Source organism: Faecalibacterium sp. Marseille-Q4896, assembly GCF_017377615.1.
In the GTDB taxonomy this organism is placed as follows: Bacteria; Bacillota; Clostridia; order Oscillospirales; family Ruminococcaceae; genus Faecalibacterium; species Faecalibacterium taiwanense.
This window is the reverse complement of sequence record NZ_JAFREG010000004.1, coordinates 227393-244058: the sequence shown is the minus strand read 5'-3', so window position 1 is coordinate 244058 and position 16666 is coordinate 227393. Positions and strand designations below refer to the sequence as shown.

General features: G+C 62.2%; 17 protein-coding genes and 1 pseudogene. 11 read left to right on the top strand and 7 right to left on the bottom strand.

Annotated features, from left to right (window positions below):
- Positions 1-203 precede the first annotated feature (203 nt).
- From J3348_RS09330 to J3348_RS09320, 3 genes are read right to left on the bottom strand one after another with little or no spacing between them, the layout of a single operon-like run.
- Positions 204-926 carry a YggS family pyridoxal phosphate-dependent enzyme gene (locus J3348_RS09330; RefSeq protein WP_207698834.1) on the bottom strand — a complete coding sequence of 241 codons (723 nt, stop codon included), beginning with the start codon at positions 924-926 and terminating at the stop codon, positions 204-206.
- A gap of 5 nt (positions 927-931) precedes the next feature.
- Entirely contained in the window at positions 932-1492 is a 561-nt protein-coding gene (locus tag J3348_RS09325; RefSeq protein ID WP_005937663.1) for a TIGR01440 family protein, read from the bottom strand.
- A 27-nt stretch (positions 1493-1519) separates the two neighbouring features.
- The gene (locus J3348_RS09320) at positions 1520-2833 is read right to left on the bottom strand and encodes an SMP-30/gluconolactonase/LRE family protein (RefSeq protein WP_207698833.1); all 1314 of its coding nucleotides are present in this window, start codon (positions 2831-2833) and stop codon (positions 1520-1522) included.
- A 241-nt stretch (positions 2834-3074) separates the two neighbouring features.
- On the opposite strand from J3348_RS09320, the gene J3348_RS09315 reads away from it, so the two are divergent.
- The 9 genes from J3348_RS09315 to J3348_RS09275 all read left to right on the top strand — a co-directional run bounded on the left by J3348_RS09315 (position 3075) and on the right by J3348_RS09275 (position 10098).
- Entirely contained in the window at positions 3075-3302 is a 228-nt protein-coding gene (locus tag J3348_RS09315) for a DUF1653 domain-containing protein (protein ID WP_154256597.1), read from the top strand.
- A gap of 34 nt (positions 3303-3336) precedes the next feature.
- Complete coding sequence (locus tag J3348_RS09310; RefSeq protein ID WP_223388288.1) at positions 3337-3852, top strand: molybdopterin-guanine dinucleotide biosynthesis protein MobB; 516 nt, start codon at positions 3337-3339, stop codon at positions 3850-3852.
- Between the two features lie 12 nt (positions 3853-3864).
- The gene (locus J3348_RS09305) at positions 3865-4884 is read left to right on the top strand and encodes a molybdopterin-binding protein (RefSeq protein WP_207698832.1); all 1020 of its coding nucleotides are present in this window, start codon (positions 3865-3867) and stop codon (positions 4882-4884) included.
- A gap of 71 nt (positions 4885-4955) precedes the next feature.
- A complete protein-coding gene (moaC, locus tag J3348_RS09300) occupies positions 4956-5453 on the top strand; it encodes a cyclic pyranopterin monophosphate synthase MoaC (RefSeq protein ID WP_207698831.1) in 498 nt (165 codons plus the stop codon).
- Positions 5446-6414, top strand: coding sequence for a GTP 3',8-cyclase MoaA (gene moaA / locus J3348_RS09295; protein WP_005937681.1), 969 nt, complete (start codon positions 5446-5448; stop codon positions 6412-6414). Before moaC ends, moaA begins: the two co-directional genes overlap by 8 nt.
- A gap of 9 nt (positions 6415-6423) precedes the next feature.
- The gene (locus J3348_RS09290) at positions 6424-7356 is read left to right on the top strand and encodes an MOSC domain-containing protein (protein ID WP_207698830.1); all 933 of its coding nucleotides are present in this window, start codon (positions 6424-6426) and stop codon (positions 7354-7356) included.
- Positions 7357-7435: 79 nt separating this feature from the next.
- Positions 7436-8323 (top strand): molybdate ABC transporter substrate-binding protein, encoded by an 888-nt coding sequence (gene modA, locus J3348_RS09285; protein ID WP_207698829.1) that lies wholly within the window; start codon positions 7436-7438, stop codon positions 8321-8323.
- A 60-nt stretch (positions 8324-8383) separates the two neighbouring features.
- On the top strand, positions 8384-9055 hold the full coding sequence (modB, locus tag J3348_RS09280; RefSeq protein ID WP_207698828.1) for a molybdate ABC transporter permease subunit: 672 nt from the start codon (positions 8384-8386) through the stop codon (positions 9053-9055).
- Positions 9052-10098 carry an ATP-binding cassette domain-containing protein gene (locus tag J3348_RS09275; protein WP_207698827.1) on the top strand — a complete coding sequence of 349 codons (1047 nt, stop codon included), beginning with the start codon at positions 9052-9054 and terminating at the stop codon, positions 10096-10098. The genes modB and J3348_RS09275 overlap by 4 nt, the downstream gene beginning before the upstream one ends.
- Positions 10099-10230: 132 nt before the next feature.
- Here J3348_RS09275 and J3348_RS09270 read toward each other — a convergent pair.
- Positions 10231-10401 (bottom strand): annotated as a pseudogene (locus tag J3348_RS09270) (UDP-N-acetylglucosamine 2-epimerase); the annotation flags it as partial.
- 270 nt (positions 10402-10671) lie between these two features.
- On the opposite strand from J3348_RS09270, the gene J3348_RS09265 reads away from it, so the two are divergent.
- Together J3348_RS09265 and J3348_RS09260 are read left to right on the top strand one after the other, a co-directional pair.
- Positions 10672-11358 (top strand): response regulator transcription factor, encoded by a 687-nt coding sequence (locus tag J3348_RS09265; protein WP_044953253.1) that lies wholly within the window; start codon positions 10672-10674, stop codon positions 11356-11358.
- Between the two features lie 18 nt (positions 11359-11376).
- Entirely contained in the window at positions 11377-12903 is a 1527-nt protein-coding gene (locus J3348_RS09260; protein ID WP_207698826.1) for a HAMP domain-containing sensor histidine kinase, read from the top strand.
- A gap of 104 nt (positions 12904-13007) precedes the next feature.
- Here J3348_RS09260 and J3348_RS09255 read toward each other — a convergent pair whose 3' ends face one another.
- The 3 genes from J3348_RS09255 to J3348_RS09245 form a co-directional block, all read right to left on the bottom strand.
- Entirely contained in the window at positions 13008-13169 is a 162-nt protein-coding gene (locus J3348_RS09255; protein WP_165852638.1) for a hypothetical protein, read from the bottom strand.
- A gap of 50 nt (positions 13170-13219) precedes the next feature.
- The gene (locus J3348_RS09250; protein WP_207698825.1) at positions 13220-14167 is read right to left on the bottom strand and encodes a pectinesterase family protein; all 948 of its coding nucleotides are present in this window, start codon (positions 14165-14167) and stop codon (positions 13220-13222) included.
- A gap of 81 nt (positions 14168-14248) precedes the next feature.
- On the bottom strand, positions 14249-16537 hold the full coding sequence (locus J3348_RS09245; RefSeq protein WP_242702930.1) for a PP2C family protein-serine/threonine phosphatase: 2289 nt from the start codon (positions 16535-16537) through the stop codon (positions 14249-14251).
- Between the last annotated feature and the right edge of the window lie 129 nt (positions 16538-16666).

Genomic DNA, 16666 nt, shown 5'->3' with positions numbered 1-16666 from the left:
GCCCTCTCAGTCAAATCCTTCGGATTTGCCAGCTCTCCCAAAGGGAGAGCCCTTGGCAAAGAGATGAAGTTTGCGTGGACTGCCAAAGGCTCCCACTTTGAGGAAAGACTTCCCCCGGCCGGGGGAAGATGTCACCGCAGGTGACAAAAAGGGGAATCTGGCATCGCGCAGCGATGACTGAGAGGGCGAGGCCGTTTTTATTTTTACACTTTTTTACTGTAATCCCGCTCGCCGTAGATGGCGGTGCCGATGCGCACAAGGGTGGCACCCTCCCGGATGGCGTTTTCAAAGTCGCCGCTCATGCCCATGGAGAGGGTCTCCATGGACACGTTGGAATAGCCGCGCTCTCCGGCCTGCACAAACAGCTTGTACACCTCGGCCAGATAGCGGCGGTTGCGGGCATCGTCGTCGTTCACGGGCGGAATGGCCATCAGCCCCTTGACCCGGATGTGCTCCTGTGCGGCAGCAGCATCCAGCAGCGGCCAGAGCGCTTCCGGTGCTACGCCGGTCTTGCTCTCCTCGCCGCCGATGTTCACCTCCAGCAGCACGTTCTGCACGATGCCGGCCTTGGCTGCTTCCTTCTCGATGGTGTTCAGCAGATGCTCACTGTCCACGCTTTGGATGAGGCTGGCACGGCCCAGCACCTTTTTGATCTTGTTGGTCTGCAGATGGCCGATAAAGTGGCTGGGCTTGCCGCAGTAAGCACCTGCGTCAAAGTTTGCGCACAACTCCTGCACATGGTTCTCACCGAACACATCAATGGGCAGGGCTGCGCTTGCAGCCACGGTCTGCGCCGTGCGGGTCTTGCAGGCGGCGCACAGCTGCACCGCTGCCGGGTCGCGGCCTGCTTCACGGGCCGCGGCTGCCATCTTTTCCCGGATCTCTGCCACGGCCTCCTGCATCTGTTCCAGATTCTTTTCTGCCACGATGCTCAGTCCTCCTCGGTATACTTGGCGCGTTCGCCGCCGATGAGCTTCGGGCGGGTGCGGGCGCACAGAATGTTCGCTTCACCAATTTTGGAAAGGCTCAGCCGCACCGGCACCGCCACCCGCTTCAGATGCATCCCGATCAGGGTGCCGCCGATATCAATGCCTGCATGGGCACGGATCTCTTCCACGGCCACAGGCTCCCGGAACTTCTTCCAGCAGGTAGTGGCCCAGCTGCCGCCTGCGTGGGGGCGGGGCACCACGCACACCTCTTCCCAGCCGTATTTTTCGGCGGCTTCGCGCTCGATGATAATAGCGCGGTTCAGATGCTCACAGCACTGCGCGGCCAGCCAGATGCCGTTTTCGGCCAGCACTGGGGCAATGCCCGCGTACACGGCCTGCGCGGCTTCCAGACTGGAATCCTTGCCAATGTGCCCGCCCACGATCTCGCTGGACGAGCAGCCCACCACGAACACATCGCCCTTTTTCAGCTTTGCTTCGGCCAGCAGTTCGGTCACTGCCTGCCGGGCCTGCGTCTCGATCTGTTTTTTGAATTCTTCTGTCATAAAAAACACCTCGGTTTTTATCAAAGATCAAAGATTTGCACTGCGCACCTTTTCGCTGCCTGCAAGGCCGAGATACAGCCTGCTCTCCACCGGGCACAGAGCTGTCACACCGCCTGCACCCTTGCTGGAGACCGTCCGCTTCCAGCTGCCGTCTGCCGTATCTACAGCTTCCGCGCAGGGCGCATCGGCAGGCAGGTTGAATAGCTTTTCCTGCAGATTCCGGCCTGCACGCAGGGCAATGCCCCGCAGCAGGGTGCTGTCGGCGTTCTTTTCCAGCCAGCTGCTGCGCGCCCACCGGTAGCCGATGTACAGGGTGCCGTCTGCATCCATAGCAAGCGCACCGGGATACCCCGGCAGGCCGGAAACAAAGCTCTGGCAGTTTTTACCGCCCGCCGTCAGGTCGCGGGCATCGGCGGCAGCGCTCCACACACAGCGGTTCCCAAGGTCAGCCACGAACAGCGTGCTGCCGTCCCGGCTCAGGGCCAGCCCGGAAGCACCGGCCACACCGCCCAGCACCTTCTGCACCGTGCGTGCTGCCGGGTCGTATACATACACGCAGCCCGTGCCGGTGTGGGCCAGCAGTTCGGTGCGCAGAGTGCTCTCCAGCCCGTCCGCGGCACCGGCAGCGGCAGCAACCGCAAAGTAGATCCTGCCGTCCGGCGCGGCTTCCACCGCTGAGACAGCCCCCAGCGGTGCACCGTCGATCTGGGTCACTACCTGCTCCACCGCCGTGCCCCAGCTGTCGTGGGCGGCGCGGCACAGGCTGCCGCCGCCGGGCGTGAGAATGCTCAGCCACAGGTCCCCGCTGCCGTCAAAGGCAAAACCGGTCAGCTCACCGTCCACGGAAAGGATAGCCGCATCGTGTCCGCCGTCGGTGCGCACAAGGTCGCTCGTGCGCTTTTTTAAGGCTGCGCCGTCGTATGCTGCGGCATACACAAGGCCGTCCTGTGTGCGGATGCAGTCCACACCCTGATATTCGCCCAGATCCAGCGTTCCCTTATGATCGGCGGCAAGGGCCGTCTGTGCTGCACCGGTGTCCTGCCGGACATCCGGCGCGGTGTAGCCTTGGGGCGGCGTATCGATGGGCCGGAACACCAGTGCATACACCAGCGCCAGCAGGATGCACACGCCAAACACCGTGCTGGCCGTGCGGAACCGCTTGAGCAGCGCGTCCCGCTCCACCGCCATCTGGGCCGCATACTCGGCACGGCGGCGGGCGGCGCGGGCATTGGCGCGGTTTGCCCGGCGCATCCAGCGATCCACGAACAATGCCACCTGCGGCCCGATGGTGAGCGACGCAATGGCAAGGATGAGTAGAAATTCAACAAGTCCGATCCTCATAGGGCTTTTTCCTTTATCTTCAGAGCTTTTTCAGGGGGGTATCCCCTTATCGTTTCAGTATAGCATCTGTGGCGCGGCAGTTCAAGCACCCAACTCTGTCTCCCGGCTTTTGCCGCCGCCTGCCGCCTTTTTCTCCATCTTTCCTGCCAAAGACTTTTTTGCCGTGCTGAAATATGCTATACTGATTATAAATATGGCATTCTGCACCGGAATGCCGCGTGTCAGTGTAAAAGAGGATAACATGGAAGCATTCAAATATCATGTGCAGCCGGGCCGCTACCGGCATTTCAAGGGCAACGAATACGAAGTGCTGGGCATGGCCCGCCACAGCGAGACCGAAGAGGAAATGGTGGTGTACCGCGCCCTGTACGGGGAACGTGGGCTTTGGGTGCGTCCTGCCGCCATGTGGTGCGAGACCGTGGAGCGGGACGGCAAAGTGCAGCCGCGCTTTGTGCGCATTGAGGAGTGAACCGGCAGTTTTTGCCGATGGGATAAAACGGAGGGTGATACTTTTGTACAGTGAACAAAAACAGGCGCTTGCCGCCGAACTGAGCTTCAAGCATCCGGCAGTGCTGGCTGTCAGCGGTTCCGCAGGCAGCGGCAAGACCGCTCTGCTGGCCGCGCTGCTGCCGGTGCTCAAGAGCCGCGGGCTGAAGGTGGGTGTGATCCGCGAGGCTGACGATCTGCGCCTGCCCGCCGAGACCGACCGCCTGCATGAGGCCGGTGCCGAGGGTGTGGCCGTGTTTACTGCCGGGCGCTATCTGCTTACCGAGCAGTTCCGCCTGAACGAGCAGGACCTGCTGGCTTTGTTCGAGCGCCACGGCTACGACCTTGTACTGCTGGAAGGCTTTGGCGACAGCGGCTGGGCCAAGATCGAGGTGGTGCGCAGCTCGGTCAGCCCGGTGGGCACCGCGTTCCAGCCCATGGCCATCGTGGGCGATGTGCCGGGCGCTGATTTTGCACTGGACGATCCTGCTGCTCTGGCAGACTGGATCGAGAACCAGATGCCGTCCCTGTAACGGAGGTTCTGCATGAAACTCATCCGTACCGAAGACGCTGTCGGGCAGGTGCTCTGCCACGACATTACACAGATCATTCCCGGCCAGTTCAAGGGAGCACGCTTCCGCAAAGGGCACATCGTCCAGCCGGAGGATATCCCCGTGTTGCTCTCCATTGGCAAAGAAAATCTCTATGTCTGGGAGAAGCGCCCCGGCATCCTGCACGAGGACGAAGCCGCTGCCCTTTTGTACAAGGCAGCGGCGGGCCGCAACATCCACGGCACTGAGCCGAAGGAAGGCAAGATCGAACTGGTTGCCGACTGCGACGGTCTTTTGAAGATCGACCGCGCCGCCCTGCTGGCCGTGAACCGCACACCCCAAATGATGATCGCTACCATCCACGGCGACCTGCCCGTGAAAAAGGGCCAGAAGCTGGCCGGCACCCGCATCATCCCGCTGGTGATCGAGCAGGAGAAGATGGATGCCATGCAGGCTGCGGCAGGCAGCGAGCCCATCCTGAACGTGCTGCCTTTCCACCCGAAAAAGTTTGCGGTCATCACCACCGGCAGCGAGGTATTCAAGGGACGCATCGAGGACAAATTCACCCCCATTCTGGTGGGCAAGCTGGCCGAATACGGCTGCGAGATGACCTATCACAAAACCTGCGACGATGACCCCGCCGGGATCACCGCCGCCATTCTGGAAGCAAAAGCCGCAGGCTGCGAGCTGATCTTTACCACCGGCGGCATGAGCGTAGACCCCGACGACCGCACGCCGCTTGCCATCAAGAACACCGGTGCCGAGATCATCACCTATGGCGCACCGGTGCTGCCGGGTGCCATGTTCCTTGTGAGCTATCTGGACGGTGTGCCGGTGTGCGGCCTGCCCGGCTGCGTGATGTACGCCAAGCGCACCATTTTTGACCTGCTGCTGCCGCGCCTGCTGGCCGACGACCCCATCACTGCCGAGGACATTGCCCGGCTGGGCGAGGGCGGGCTGTGCTTAGGCTGCGCCGAATGCCACTGGCCCAACTGCGGCTTCGGGCATTGCTGAAACCCTCTCAGTCAAAGCCTTACGGCTTTGCCAGCTCTCCCAAAGGGGAGAGCTTTATCAAGGTAAAAATTATGAGCGAAACAAAACTTTCTCATTTTGATGCGTCCGGCAGCGCCGTGATGGTGGATGTGAGCGAAAAGCCCGTCACTGCACGGCAGGCTGTGGCCCGCGGCATCATCACTATGAATGCGGCAGCCTTTGCCGCTGTTCGGGACGGCACCGCCCAGAAGGGCGATGTGCTTGGCGTGGCCCGCATTGCAGGCATCATGGCGGCCAAGCGCACCAGCGAGCTGATTCCCCTGTGCCATCCGCTGCCGCTGAGCAAGCTGACTGTGGATTTTCACCTTCTGCCCGAACAGCAGGCCGTAGAGGCCGTGTGCACCGCCAGGACCATCGGCGTGACCGGCGTGGAAATGGAAGCTCTGACCGGCGTTTCTGCCGCGCTGCTCACCATCTACGATATGTGCAAGGCCGTGGATAAAGGCATGGAGCTGGGCGAGATCCACTTGGTCGAGAAGACCGGCGGCAAGAGCGGGCACTATATGCGGGCCGAGGGCGGCTATGTTTGATGCATACGGCCGCAATATCCACTATCTGCGCCTTTCGGTCACCGACCTGTGCAACCTGCGCTGCCGCTACTGTATGCCGGACGGCGTGCCAAAGCTGGCCCACGAAGATATTCTGACCTATGAGGAATTTCTGCGGCTGGCTGCGCTGTTCGCCCAGTGCGGCATCGACACGGTGCGCATCACCGGCGGTGAACCGCTGGTGCGCCGGGGCGTGGAACAACTGACGGCGGGCCTGAAAGCCATTCCCGGCATCCGCCGCGTTGCCCTTACCACCAACGGCGTGCTGCTGGCCCAGAAGCTGCCCGCCCTGCTGGCGGCGGGCCTTGACAGCGTGAACATCAGCCTTGACACCTTGCACCCGGAGACCTTCCGGCGCATCACCGGCAAAGACGAGCTTGCCGCCGTGCAAAACGGCATCCGGGCGGCCCTTGCCAGCGGCATTCCGGTCAAGCTGAACTGTGTGCCGCAGCCCGGCGTGAACGAGGGCGAGCTGGAAAGCCTTGCTGCCTTCGCACAGGAGCATCCGCTGCAGGTGCGCTTTATTGAGATGATGCCCATTGGCTTTGGTGCCGGGCTGCCCGGCCTTTCCGGCCCGGAACTGCTGGAGCGCTTTTACCGCCGCTGGCCGCAGCTGCAGCCGGTGACCGGTGCGGCCTTTGGCGATGGGCCGGCGGTGTATTATTCTGCGCCCGGCTGGCGCGGCAGCATCGGGTTGATCGCTGCCGTGCACGGCAAATTCTGCGCTTCCTGCAACCGGGTGCGGCTGACAAGTCAGGGCTTTCTGCGTCCGTGCCTTGCCAGCGAATCCGGCACCGACCTGCGTGCTCTGCTGCGCAGCGGCGCGGACGACGCGGCCCTTTTGCAGGCCATTCAAAACACGATTCTGGCAAAACCCCGGGAACATCACTTCGGCCAAGGCTCTATGCCCGCCACACGAGGGATGTACCGGATCGGAGGATAACACAAATTTATGGGTAAAATTCTGGCTATCTGCACAAGCCCCCGGCGCGGCACCTTGAAAACGCCGGTGCCGTCCGCTGTTCTCACCCCGGAGTGGGGTATTGTGGGCGATGCCCACGGCGGCAGCTGGCACCGGCAGGTCAGCCTGCTGAGCGCGGAAAAAATTGAAGCTTTCCGTCAAAAGCTCTGGGTGGACTACGGTGCCTTTGGCGAAAATCTGGTGGTGGAAGGGTTCGATCTTGCCACCCTGCCGGTGCCCAGCTTTTTTGCCATTGGGGATGCCGTGCTGGAAATGACCCAGATCGGCAAGGAGTGCCACAGCGACTGCGCCATCCGCCGGCAGACCGGCGACTGCATCATGCCGCGGGAGGGCGTGTTCGCACGGGTGGTAAAAGGCGGCACCATCCACACCGGCGACGAGATGAAGCTGCTGCCCACCCCGGCAGATCTGCCCCTGCGCGCGGCAGTGATCACCCTTTCCGATAAGGGCAGCCGCGGCGAACGGGAGGACAAAAGCGGCCCGCTCATTGTGGAAATGCTTACCGCCACAGGCCACAAGGTGGAGGAAGCACTGCTTCTGCCGGACGATGCCGCCCAGCTCAAAACCCAGCTGCTGCGCCTTGCGGATGCCCGTCAGGTGAACCTGATCCTCACCACCGGCGGCACCGGCTTTGCACCCCGGGATATCACCCCGGAGGTGACTTTGAGCGTAGCCGACCGCAACGCGCCCGGCATTGCCGAGGCCATGCGGTACCATAGCCTTACCATCACACCGCGCGGGATGCTGAGCCGCGGTGTCAGTGTGCTGCGCGGCAAGACCCTGATCGTGAACCTGCCGGGCAGCCCTAAGGCCGTAAAAGAAAACCTCGAGTACATCCTGCCCAGCCTTGCGCACGGCATCCGCCTTGCCGCCGGGCTGGACGGCGAATGCGCCCGGAAGTAAAAAAGTATCCCGGTGGGCGGCACCGCATCCTGTACCGTATCAAATGCAAAGATTCATTTTAAAAACAGGAGCGCTTATCATGAACAACACTAAAATTTCCCGCCGCAGCTTTCTGGCTGCTGCCGGTATCGCCGGTGCCGCTGCGGCCCTGACCGCCTGCGGCTCCTCCGCTTCCAGCACTGCATCTTCCGTGGCAGGCTCTGCCGCTGCTTCTTCTGAAGCTGCCGGTGGATCCATGGAGCTGATCGTGTTTGCCGCCGCATCCCTCACCGAGACCCTCACCGCCATCGGCGAGATCTACTCTGCCGAGAACCCCGGCGTGACCTTCAGCTTCAACTTCGACTCCTCCGGCACCCTCAAGACCCAGATCCAGGAAGGCGCGGACTGCGACCTGTTCATCTCCGCCGGTCAGAAGCAGATGAACCAGCTGGACAGCACCGCTTCCGCCGATCTGAACACCGAAGGACTGGACTTCGTGGACAGCGATTCCCGCGTGGACCTGCTGGAGAACAAGGTCGTTCTGTGCGTGCCCGAGAATGGCGATAAGGGCATCGACAGCTTCGATTCTCTGGCCGAGCACCTCAAGGCCGGGGACATTCTGTTCTGCATGGGCAACAGCGATGTGCCCGTGGGCCAGTACACCCAGAAGATCCTTGCCTACTACGCTCTGGACGAGGAAGCACTGGCCGCAGCCGGTGTCATCACCTACGGCTCCAACGTCAAGGAGGTCACCACCCAGATCACCGAAGCCAGCGTGGATGCCGGTGTCGTGTACTGCACCGATGCCTACAGCGCAGGCCTGACCCCTGTGGATGAGGCCACCAAAGAGATGTGCGGTCAGGTCATCTATCCTGCCGCCGTGCTGAAGGCCGCCCCCAACGCCGAGGCTGCCAGGGAGTTTCTGGCCTATCTGCAGACCGACCGCGCCGCGACCGTGTTCGAGAGCGTGGGCTTCACCGCACTGTAAATCCGTTGTTTTTCAGAGCTTCCCCTCTGGGGGAAGCCTTTTTATTCGGAGGTATCATTTATGGACTGGTATCCCCTTTGGAACAGCCTGCGCATCGCCCTCGTCAGCTGCGCGGCGGTGTTCTTCCTTGGCATTTTTGCCGCCTACTATATTGCCAAGCTGCCGCGCACTGTCAAAGGCGCGCTGGACGTGGTGCTCACCCTGCCCATGGTGCTGCCGCCCACGGTGGTGGGCTATTTTCTGCTGCTTTTGTTCGGCGCAAAGCGGCCGCTGGGCATCTTTTTCATGGAGCATTTCGGCGTGAAGCTGGTCATGAACTGGTACAGTGCCATCTTTGCATCCATCGTGGTGGCCTTTCCGCTGATGTACCGCACGGCGCGCGGCGCGTTTGAAAGCTTTGACGAAACGCTGGCATGGTCGGCGCAAACGCTGGGCCAGTCGGACGTGTGGATCTTCTGGCGGGTGCGGATGCCCTGCTGCCGTCAGGGCATTCTGGCCGGCACGGTGCTGGCCTTTGCCCGCGCGCTGGGCGAGTACGGTGCCACCAGCATGATCGCAGGCTACACCCCCGGCAAGACCGCCACCATTGCCACCACCGTGTACCAGCTGTGGCGCACCAACGACGAAGCCGGTGCCATGCGCTGGGTGCTGGTGGATATCGTAATCTCGGCAGTGGTGCTGCTGGCCGTGAATCTGCTGGAGAAAAAACAGAAAGCAGGTGGCCGCGCATGAGTCTTGAAGTGAACATTACCAAAAAGCTGGATGGCTTTACCCTTCACGCCAACTTTACCGCGCGCAGCACCGCCACAGCCATTCTGGGCGCGTCCGGCTGCGGCAAAAGCATGACCCTGCGCTGCATTGCCGGTATCGTAAAGCCGGATGCGGGCCGCATCGTACTGGGCGGCCGGGTGCTGTTTGACAGCGCCCAGCACATCGACCTGCCGCCGCAGCAGCGCGGCGTGGGCCTGCTGTTCCAGAACTACGCACTGTTCCCCAACATGACCGTGGAGCAGAACGTGCTCTGCGGCCTGAAAGCCGAAAAAGACAAGGCCGCCCGCAAGGCCCGTTGCGCCGAAATGCTGCAGGCCATGCGGCTGAAATCCCTTGCCAAGCGCTACCCGGCCCAGCTTTCCGGCGGACAGCAGCAGCGCACCGCGCTGGCACGCATCCTTGTGGGCAGGCCCAAAATTCTGATGCTGGACGAGCCGTTCAGTGCGCTGGACAGCTACCTGCGCGAAGAAGTGGAGGGCGAAGTGGGCAGCCTGCTGGCCGGGTTTGGCGGCACGGTGCTGCTGGTCACCCACAACCGTGACGAAGCCTACCGCCTGTGCCGGGATATGATCGTGATGGATGGCGGGCAGGTGCTGCGCACCGGCGGCACCAAAGAGGTGTTTGCAGACCCGCAGAGCACCACCGCTGCACGGCTGACCGGCTGCAAGAACATTCTGTCCTGCACCCGCGTGGATGCCCACACCGTGCGCCTGACTGGCTGGGATGCGCCCCTTCACCTTGCCGCCGAGGTGCCGGAAACCTGCACCGCCGTGGGCATCCGCGCCCACGACTTTGCCCCCTGCGCACCAGCTGCGCCGAACGCTCTGCCGGTGCAGCTGAACTCCACCAGCGAGAATCCCTTTGACTGGAACCTGATCTTTACCGCGCCGGACGGCACCACCCGCCTGTGGTGGAAGGTGAGCAAGACGAACCTGACCGCTGCGTCGCCGGAGGCACCGGCGTTTCTGGGCACTGCACCGCAGAACATCATGCCGCTGGGGTGACGGACAGCACGCCGGGGATTTTCTTCAGCGCTTCCTGATCGACCTTGTTCAGGTCCTTGACCGCGAACCGCAGTCGGATCATGCAGTGTGCCACGCTGGAAATGTTCTCGGGGCCGCCCACCAGCTGAACCACTCCCGCAGCAGGTTCTGCTTGGCCTGCTCGGTGGGCGCGAAGTTGTATTTTGCCAGCACGCCCACCGCCTGCCGGTTGAGCTCCTCCGGATAGGGGGAATCCAGATCGTAGGTGCGCAGTCCGGCTTCCACATGGCCCACCGGGATGCGCAGGTAAAAGCAGGCCAGTGCTGCCGCACCTTATCCACAAGCTCACTATTATATGCGCCAAACTCGGAATTGTGCAGGTCGGAAAGCACCACCATCCGGCTGGGCCTGCGGTCTGCCCTGCAAACTCCGGCTGTGCAGGGCCGTTTTTCTGTGGTATACTGGTACTGGAAGCAGCCCGCCGCTGCGGGCACTTTTTTTGAAAAGCATTCACGCAAACTTCACAGCTTTTTTTTATTCTTGCTGTATGATATTCTGGTCAAGAAGTCTATTATTGAGGAAGGTGTCTGTATTATGGCTAAGATCCTGATCGTTGACGATGAGCCGCGTATCCGCGAGCTGATCCGCGAACATTTACAATATTCCGGTTATATCTGTGAAGAGGCCGCTGACGGCACAGCTGCGCTGACCCAGCTTTCCGGCGGGGCCTTCGATCTGGTCATTCTGGACCTGATGATGCCGTTCATGGACGGTATGACCTGCCTGCGGGAGATGCGCGCCCGCCACATCAACACGCCGGTCATCATCCTGACCGCCCGCGGCGAGGAATACGACAAGCTGGCCGGCCTGGAGAGCGGTGCCGACGACTACGTTGTCAAGCCCTTCTCTCCCCGTGAGCTGGTAGCCCGCGTCAAGGCCGTGCTGAACCGCACCATGCCCAAGCCCGCCGCTGCCTCCGACACCATGACCTTTGGTGAGCTGACCATCGACACGGCCAGCCACACGGTGCGCGTTTCCGGCGAGGAGGTGGCCCTGACCCCCAAGGAGTTCGACCTGCTGGTGTTCCTTGCTTCCAACAAGGGCATCGCCCTCAGTCGTGAAAAGATCCTGCAGAAGGTGTGGAACTACGACTACTTTGGCGAGGACCGCACCGTGGATACCCATGTCAAAATGCTGCGGGGCCATCTGGGCAAGTGCCGCAGCTACATTGCTACCGTGTGGGGCATCGGCTACAAATTCGACCCCGACGCAACGCGCTGATAAAGGAGCGGAGGATTCATGCGGCACCATCACTCCCCCGGCATCCGCGGCCAGCTGATGTGGTTTTTGTGTTGTATCTGTCTGTTCCTGCTGGCACTGGTGTGGTTTCTGTCCACCCAGCTGCTGGAACCGCTGTACACCAAGCACATTGAAAAACAGCTGACCACTCAGGCAGAAAGCATCACCGCCGAGCTGGACAAGGCTATTGCAAACGGCGAAGCCCTTTCGGCATGGTCTTTTGGCCATCTTACGGTCAACACCGCGTTTTTTGACCGGCTTGCCACTCAGCTGTACGCCAGCGGTTCGCTGAACAGCTTCTGTGTGGATATTTCCGATACCACCATGCGCACGATCTATAAGATCGAGAACCAGTCCTACTGCAACCTGCACGAAACGCTGCTCTCGGATTCCGCCAACAACGATATGATCGTTTCCACCGCTGTGGCCATGCGCAAGAAATGCCGCACCACCGGCGGCTTTGTGCAGACCCTGAATCCGCCGCGGCTCTCCGGCTCGGCACAGCTGCTGGTAGGGCGCAACACCTCCGGCGGCGAGTACACCGTTCTGGTCACTACCAGCCTTGTGCATGTGGCCGAAGCCGGCAGGGTGCTGAGCACCGTGCTGCCCATGGCAGCGGCGCTGATCTTTGCCTTTGCCATGACGGCGGCATGGCTGTTCAGTGAGTGGTTCACAAAGCCGCTGCGCCAGCTTTCCAGCGCTGCCCGCCAGATGGCCATGGGCAACTATGCCGTGCAGGTGGATACCCGCCGCAGCGATGAGCTGGGCGATCTGGCCCGGGACTTCAACCACATGGCAAGCGAGGTGCAGCATTCTTCGCAGATGCAGCGCGATCTGCTGGCCAACGTCTCCCACGACCTGCGCACCCCGCTGACCCTTATCAAGGGCTATGCCGAGACGGTGCGCGACATTACCGGCGACGACAAGGCCCACCGCGATGAGCAGATGAACATTATCGTGGACGAGACCGACCGCCTGACCGCACTGGTCTCCAGCGTGATGGAGCTGAGCAAGGTGACCAGCGGTGCCGACAAATGCGAGCGCGTGCACTTTGATATGGGCCAGCTGTGCGACGAGGTGAGCGAACGGTACGATGCCATCTGCGCCCAGAACGGCTGGCAGCTCCAGCTGGAGCTGCCGGACGAGGAGCTGCCCGTTTACGCAGATCCCAACATGATGCAGCGCGCACTGCATAACCTGCTGGGCAACGCCATGCACCACATCGGCAAAGACGGCATCTTCATCCTGCGGGCCCAGCGCTGCACCGAGGGCGTGCGGGTAGAGGTGGAGGACCACGGCCCCGGCATCTCTGCCGACGACCTGCCCTATATCTTTGATCGGTACTACCGCTCCCGTTCGGATGCCGGCAAGCAGGGCACCGGTCTGGGCCTTTCCATCACCAAGGCCATCTTCCAGCAGCACGGCTTCCGCTTTGGTGTGCAGAGTGCCATCGGCATGGGCACTACGTTCTGGTTCATCATGAACGACCTGCCCGCCAATGCAGCCGAGATGGCCGGGCAGGAATAATCAGGAATAATTTTAAAGCCGGGATGACCGTGTGGTCGTCCCGGCTTTTGCTTTTTCTATAGAGCATCGTTTCTGCCCGCAATGCTGCGGCCATTCCAAATGATTTACTGGCTGGAATCTGCTGTGCGATAAATTCCGAATGTATTATCCGGTGCGGGCATTTCCACCCGGGAGGCACGATCATTCACAGCCCACATCATCCAGCCCATTGCAGCCAGTGCCGCCAGAATGATGATCCATTTGACAAAATTCGGCAGTTTTTTCATAGAAGATCCTTCAAAAATCCGTTTTATACTTTATTTTATATTTTCCGCTTTTATTCCGGTCTGCAAAGCTTCCGTGCACATCTGAGCAGCTCTTCGGCCTGCTGGCTGTCCAGCTGCTTCACCCATGCACCGCGCGCTGCTGCGCCCTCGCCGGTGCTGCCCGCTTCGGCAAAGCTGGCAAGGTCCGAGTCGGTGCGGCTCTGCCAGGGCGAAAAGCCTTCCGGTGCAATGTGGGCTCCCAGACGGCAGTCCAGCACGGCAGTCTTTCCGGTGGGCCGCCACGGCCTGCCCAGAAACACCGTGCCCGCCGGGCAGTTGTCCGAGACAAAATCGCAATCCCAGAACACAAAGCCAAGGCCGTTCGCACCGCCGGACGGCGCTGTGACGTAGCTTGCAGGCAGGTGGTTGTTCACGGTGCGGATAGTGCACTGCTCAAACAGAGCGTCCGCGCCGCCAAAAATAAAATCGATATCTCCCGCGATCTCGCAGTGCCGGTAATACTGGGCCGTCGGGCGGCGGGGCGCAAAGCGGCCCGGGCCAAGGAAGCCATCCTTCTCCCGCTCCTTCTCCGGCAGAGGGGCGCAGAACAGCGTATCCTGATTGCCTAGCAGCCGCACATTCTCAAAGAGGGTGTGAGCGCAGTCCACATAAGCCGCCACGGCCTGCCCCACCTTTGCCCCGGGGCCGGCATCGTTTTCAATGGTCAGGTCCCGCACCCGCAGTTCTATCCCCCGGAAAAACGCGGTATAGCTGCGGAAGGTGTGGGTGGGCCTGCCGTCCGGGTGCGGCAGACTGCCGCCGTCGCCCCACACGATGCGGGTGCTTTCCATGCCTGCGCCGATCAGGGTGATATCCTGTTTTTCGCACACCAGCTTTTCGCGGTAAACTCCCGGGCCAATGCGGATCTCTGCTGCGCAGGCATAAGGTACGGCCAGCACCGCTTCGGACACCGAAGCAAAATCGCCGCTGCCATCCTGCGCTACGGTTATGGTAAGCATGTTTCTGTCCTCCCGTTTTGTTTCTATGCTTCCATAGTATACCTTCTCCTCCGTCGAAAATCAACGAAGTTTGTATGAACATCAAACGCATTTTTCCAGCCGCAGCACCGCCGCCGTAATGTCGTCCGGCCTGCCGGTCTTCTGGGCGCGCACGCGGGCCGTTTCCACCAGCGTCTTTGCAACTTTTTCCGGCGCATCTCCTGCCGCAGCGGAAAGCTCCAGCTGCTTTGCCACCCAGCCCGGACCGTCCACCAGCAGCCCGTCCGAGACCAGCACCGCATAATCGCCCACCGTCAAATGCACCACCCGGCTCTGGCCGTTCACTCCGCCCAGAATGCCCACCGGCAGGCTGGTGTCGCCCACAGCACGCACCCGCCCGCCGTGCACAAGGAAGCCCGGTGCCGCACCGGCCTTGAACAGCCTTGCCGTGCCGGTGTAAAGATCCACGCTGATGAGGTCCAGCGTGGCACCGCTCTCATCCTCACTTTTCAGGGCAAGGGCCACGTTGACCAGCCTTGCCGCCAGCTCTGCGGTAAAGCCCGCCTTGAGCAGCCGGGCCGTCAGCTCGGCGGCAAGGTTGCCATCCACGGCTGCAGGCCTGCCGGTGCCCATGCCGTCGCACAGGATCATCTGCGCTGCCGCCGGGCTGCAGAACTGCTGCACCGCATCGCCGGAAATACTGCCCCGCGCCGCCGCGCCCGCCATGCCGAACACGGCCCGCAGCACAGGCTTTTCGCTGAACAGCAGGGTGGTCATTCCCTTGCAGGAAAGCACCTGCGGCACTTCCAGCGTGCGGCGGCAGATGCGGCCCACCTCCCCGGCCAGCGCGGCCAGCTCCTGCGCCGAGAAGCGGGTGCGCGGCAGCGTGACCGCCGCATGGGTGCGGCCCAGATCATCCAGCGTGACGGCACACTCCTGCGGCGGAGTGCCAAGCTGCGCAAAAAAGTCCGCCACCCGGCCGGATTTATAGGGTTCCGGGTCGCCCGGACGGCCCAGCTGTTCTCCCAACACGCCCAGCGCTTCGGCCACGGCGCTGTACTGCTCGGTCAGGGCAGTGCGCATGGCTTCGGCATGAAGGCGGGCCTCCTTGCGGCTGCGGTACAGCGCAAAGGAGCGGTTTGCCGCTGCGCACAGTGCTGCCGGGTGGATGCACCGGGATAATTGCCCGGGCAATTGAGTCGTTTCCAGCCCGCCGCTGCTTTCCAGCAGAGGGCGCAGTGCTTCCATGCCCTCCAGCGTGGCGGCATACTCCTGCTTCCAGCAGGTATCCCGCCGTCCGCAGTTAAAACAAAGGGTATCATGTGTATTATCAATTACCCAATGGAAATCCTCACGCCGGTGCGGCAGCGTTTCGTAGACATCGTTCACGGTCTCTGCCAGCGATGCAAGGCTCTGGGACACCTGTTCCAGCCGGGTGGCCGCTGCACTGTACTGCTGCGGCTGGGCCTGCCCTGCCTGCGGCTTTTCTTCCGGCTCCGGCACAAGCCATGCTGCGGGCATGGCCGCTACGGCCGTGATGCCGATGCAGACGTTCAGCAGATATTGGAACGCGCTCCCGGGCGGCTGCACACAGAGTGCACCGGTCACGCAGCCGCCCGCGTAGGCAGCTACCGTTTCCATGCGCCGTCCGGGTGCCAGCACCGCCGCTGCCGCCGTGGCACAGGCAAGGCCGGATGCCGCAAAGCTGAGAGCCGGGTCTGCCGCGCACAGCGCAGCGCCCAGCACCGCGCAGGCCGCAAGCGCGGCTTTGGCCTGCCCTTTGCTGCATAAATACAGTTCCAGCGCCGCGCAGACGATCACGCCCGGCAGCAGCTGCCACAGCTGCACACTGCCCAGCGCCGCCGCTGCGGCCGCACCCACCAGAAGCATCCCGGCACCCGGCTTTTCGGGCGCAAACTGCCGCAGACAAAAGCCCATGGCTGCGGCCAGCAGGGCATCTGCTGCACTGTAAAGCACCAGCTCTGCCCCGCCGCCGCCAAAGGCAAAGCACAGCGCCACGCCCACCAGCGTGCCGCAGCCCGCCAGTGCCGCCGGGGTCAGTGTTCTGGCACCCATCCACCGCGCTGCCACTGCAGCACCCAGTGCGCACAGCATACAGACACTGCGCAGCGAGAGCGCGCCAAACCCGTGCAGCAGTACACCCAGCGCCGCACCCGCCGCACAGGGGGCAAAGCAGTCCTCTGCAAAGCCCAGCACAAAGCCCAGACCAAAAGGCATCAGTGCACCGTACAGAACGGCCCAGCCGCCCGCAAATCCCACTGCCACAGCCGCCAGCCTGCGCGCTGCCGGGCGCAGCTCTGCCCGCCGTGCCAGTGCTGCCCGCTGTCTGTTCTGCCGCCCGACCGCTGCCAGACCCATCCGCTCTGTCATAAAAACTCCCCGCTTTCCGGCGGGGCGTTGTGGTTCTGTTCCCCGCGCTTTCTGCATATACTGTAGCGCGGGCGCGCGGCGATTTTTGGCGCGGTGCAGTGTTCTGCCGCAAACCGGCCCAAAGACGCA

Excerpts from the sequence above, each read along its gene's own strand:
- J3348_RS09320 (WP_207698833.1), bottom strand. The coding sequence starts at position 2,833 with ATGAGGATCGGACTTGTTGAATTTCTACTCATCCTTGCCATTGCGTCG.
- J3348_RS09260 (WP_207698826.1), top strand. The coding sequence starts at position 11,377 with ATGCGGCACCATCACTCCCCCGGCATCCGCGGCCAGCTGATGTGGTTT.
- J3348_RS09255 (WP_165852638.1), bottom strand. The coding sequence starts at position 13,169 with ATGAAAAAACTGCCGAATTTTGTCAAATGGATCATCATTCTGGCGGCA.
- J3348_RS09245 (WP_242702930.1), bottom strand. The coding sequence starts at position 16,537 with ATGACAGAGCGGATGGGTCTGGCAGCGGTCGGGCGGCAGAACAGACAG.
- J3348_RS09290 (WP_207698830.1), top strand. The coding sequence starts at position 6,424 with ATGGGTAAAATTCTGGCTATCTGCACAAGCCCCCGGCGCGGCACCTTG.
- J3348_RS09275 (WP_207698827.1), top strand. The coding sequence starts at position 9,052 with ATGAGTCTTGAAGTGAACATTACCAAAAAGCTGGATGGCTTTACCCTT.
- modA (WP_207698829.1), top strand. The coding sequence starts at position 7,436 with ATGAACAACACTAAAATTTCCCGCCGCAGCTTTCTGGCTGCTGCCGGT.
- J3348_RS09315 (WP_154256597.1), top strand. The coding sequence starts at position 3,075 with ATGGAAGCATTCAAATATCATGTGCAGCCGGGCCGCTACCGGCATTTC.
- moaA (WP_005937681.1), top strand. The coding sequence starts at position 5,446 with ATGTTTGATGCATACGGCCGCAATATCCACTATCTGCGCCTTTCGGTC.
- J3348_RS09305 (WP_207698832.1), top strand. The coding sequence starts at position 3,865 with ATGAAACTCATCCGTACCGAAGACGCTGTCGGGCAGGTGCTCTGCCAC.
- J3348_RS09325 (WP_005937663.1), bottom strand. The coding sequence starts at position 1,492 with ATGACAGAAGAATTCAAAAAACAGATCGAGACGCAGGCCCGGCAGGCA.
- moaC (WP_207698831.1), top strand. The coding sequence starts at position 4,956 with ATGAGCGAAACAAAACTTTCTCATTTTGATGCGTCCGGCAGCGCCGTG.
- modB (WP_207698828.1), top strand. The coding sequence starts at position 8,384 with ATGGACTGGTATCCCCTTTGGAACAGCCTGCGCATCGCCCTCGTCAGC.
- J3348_RS09265 (WP_044953253.1), top strand. The coding sequence starts at position 10,672 with ATGGCTAAGATCCTGATCGTTGACGATGAGCCGCGTATCCGCGAGCTG.
- J3348_RS09250 (WP_207698825.1), bottom strand. The coding sequence starts at position 14,167 with ATGCTTACCATAACCGTAGCGCAGGATGGCAGCGGCGATTTTGCTTCG.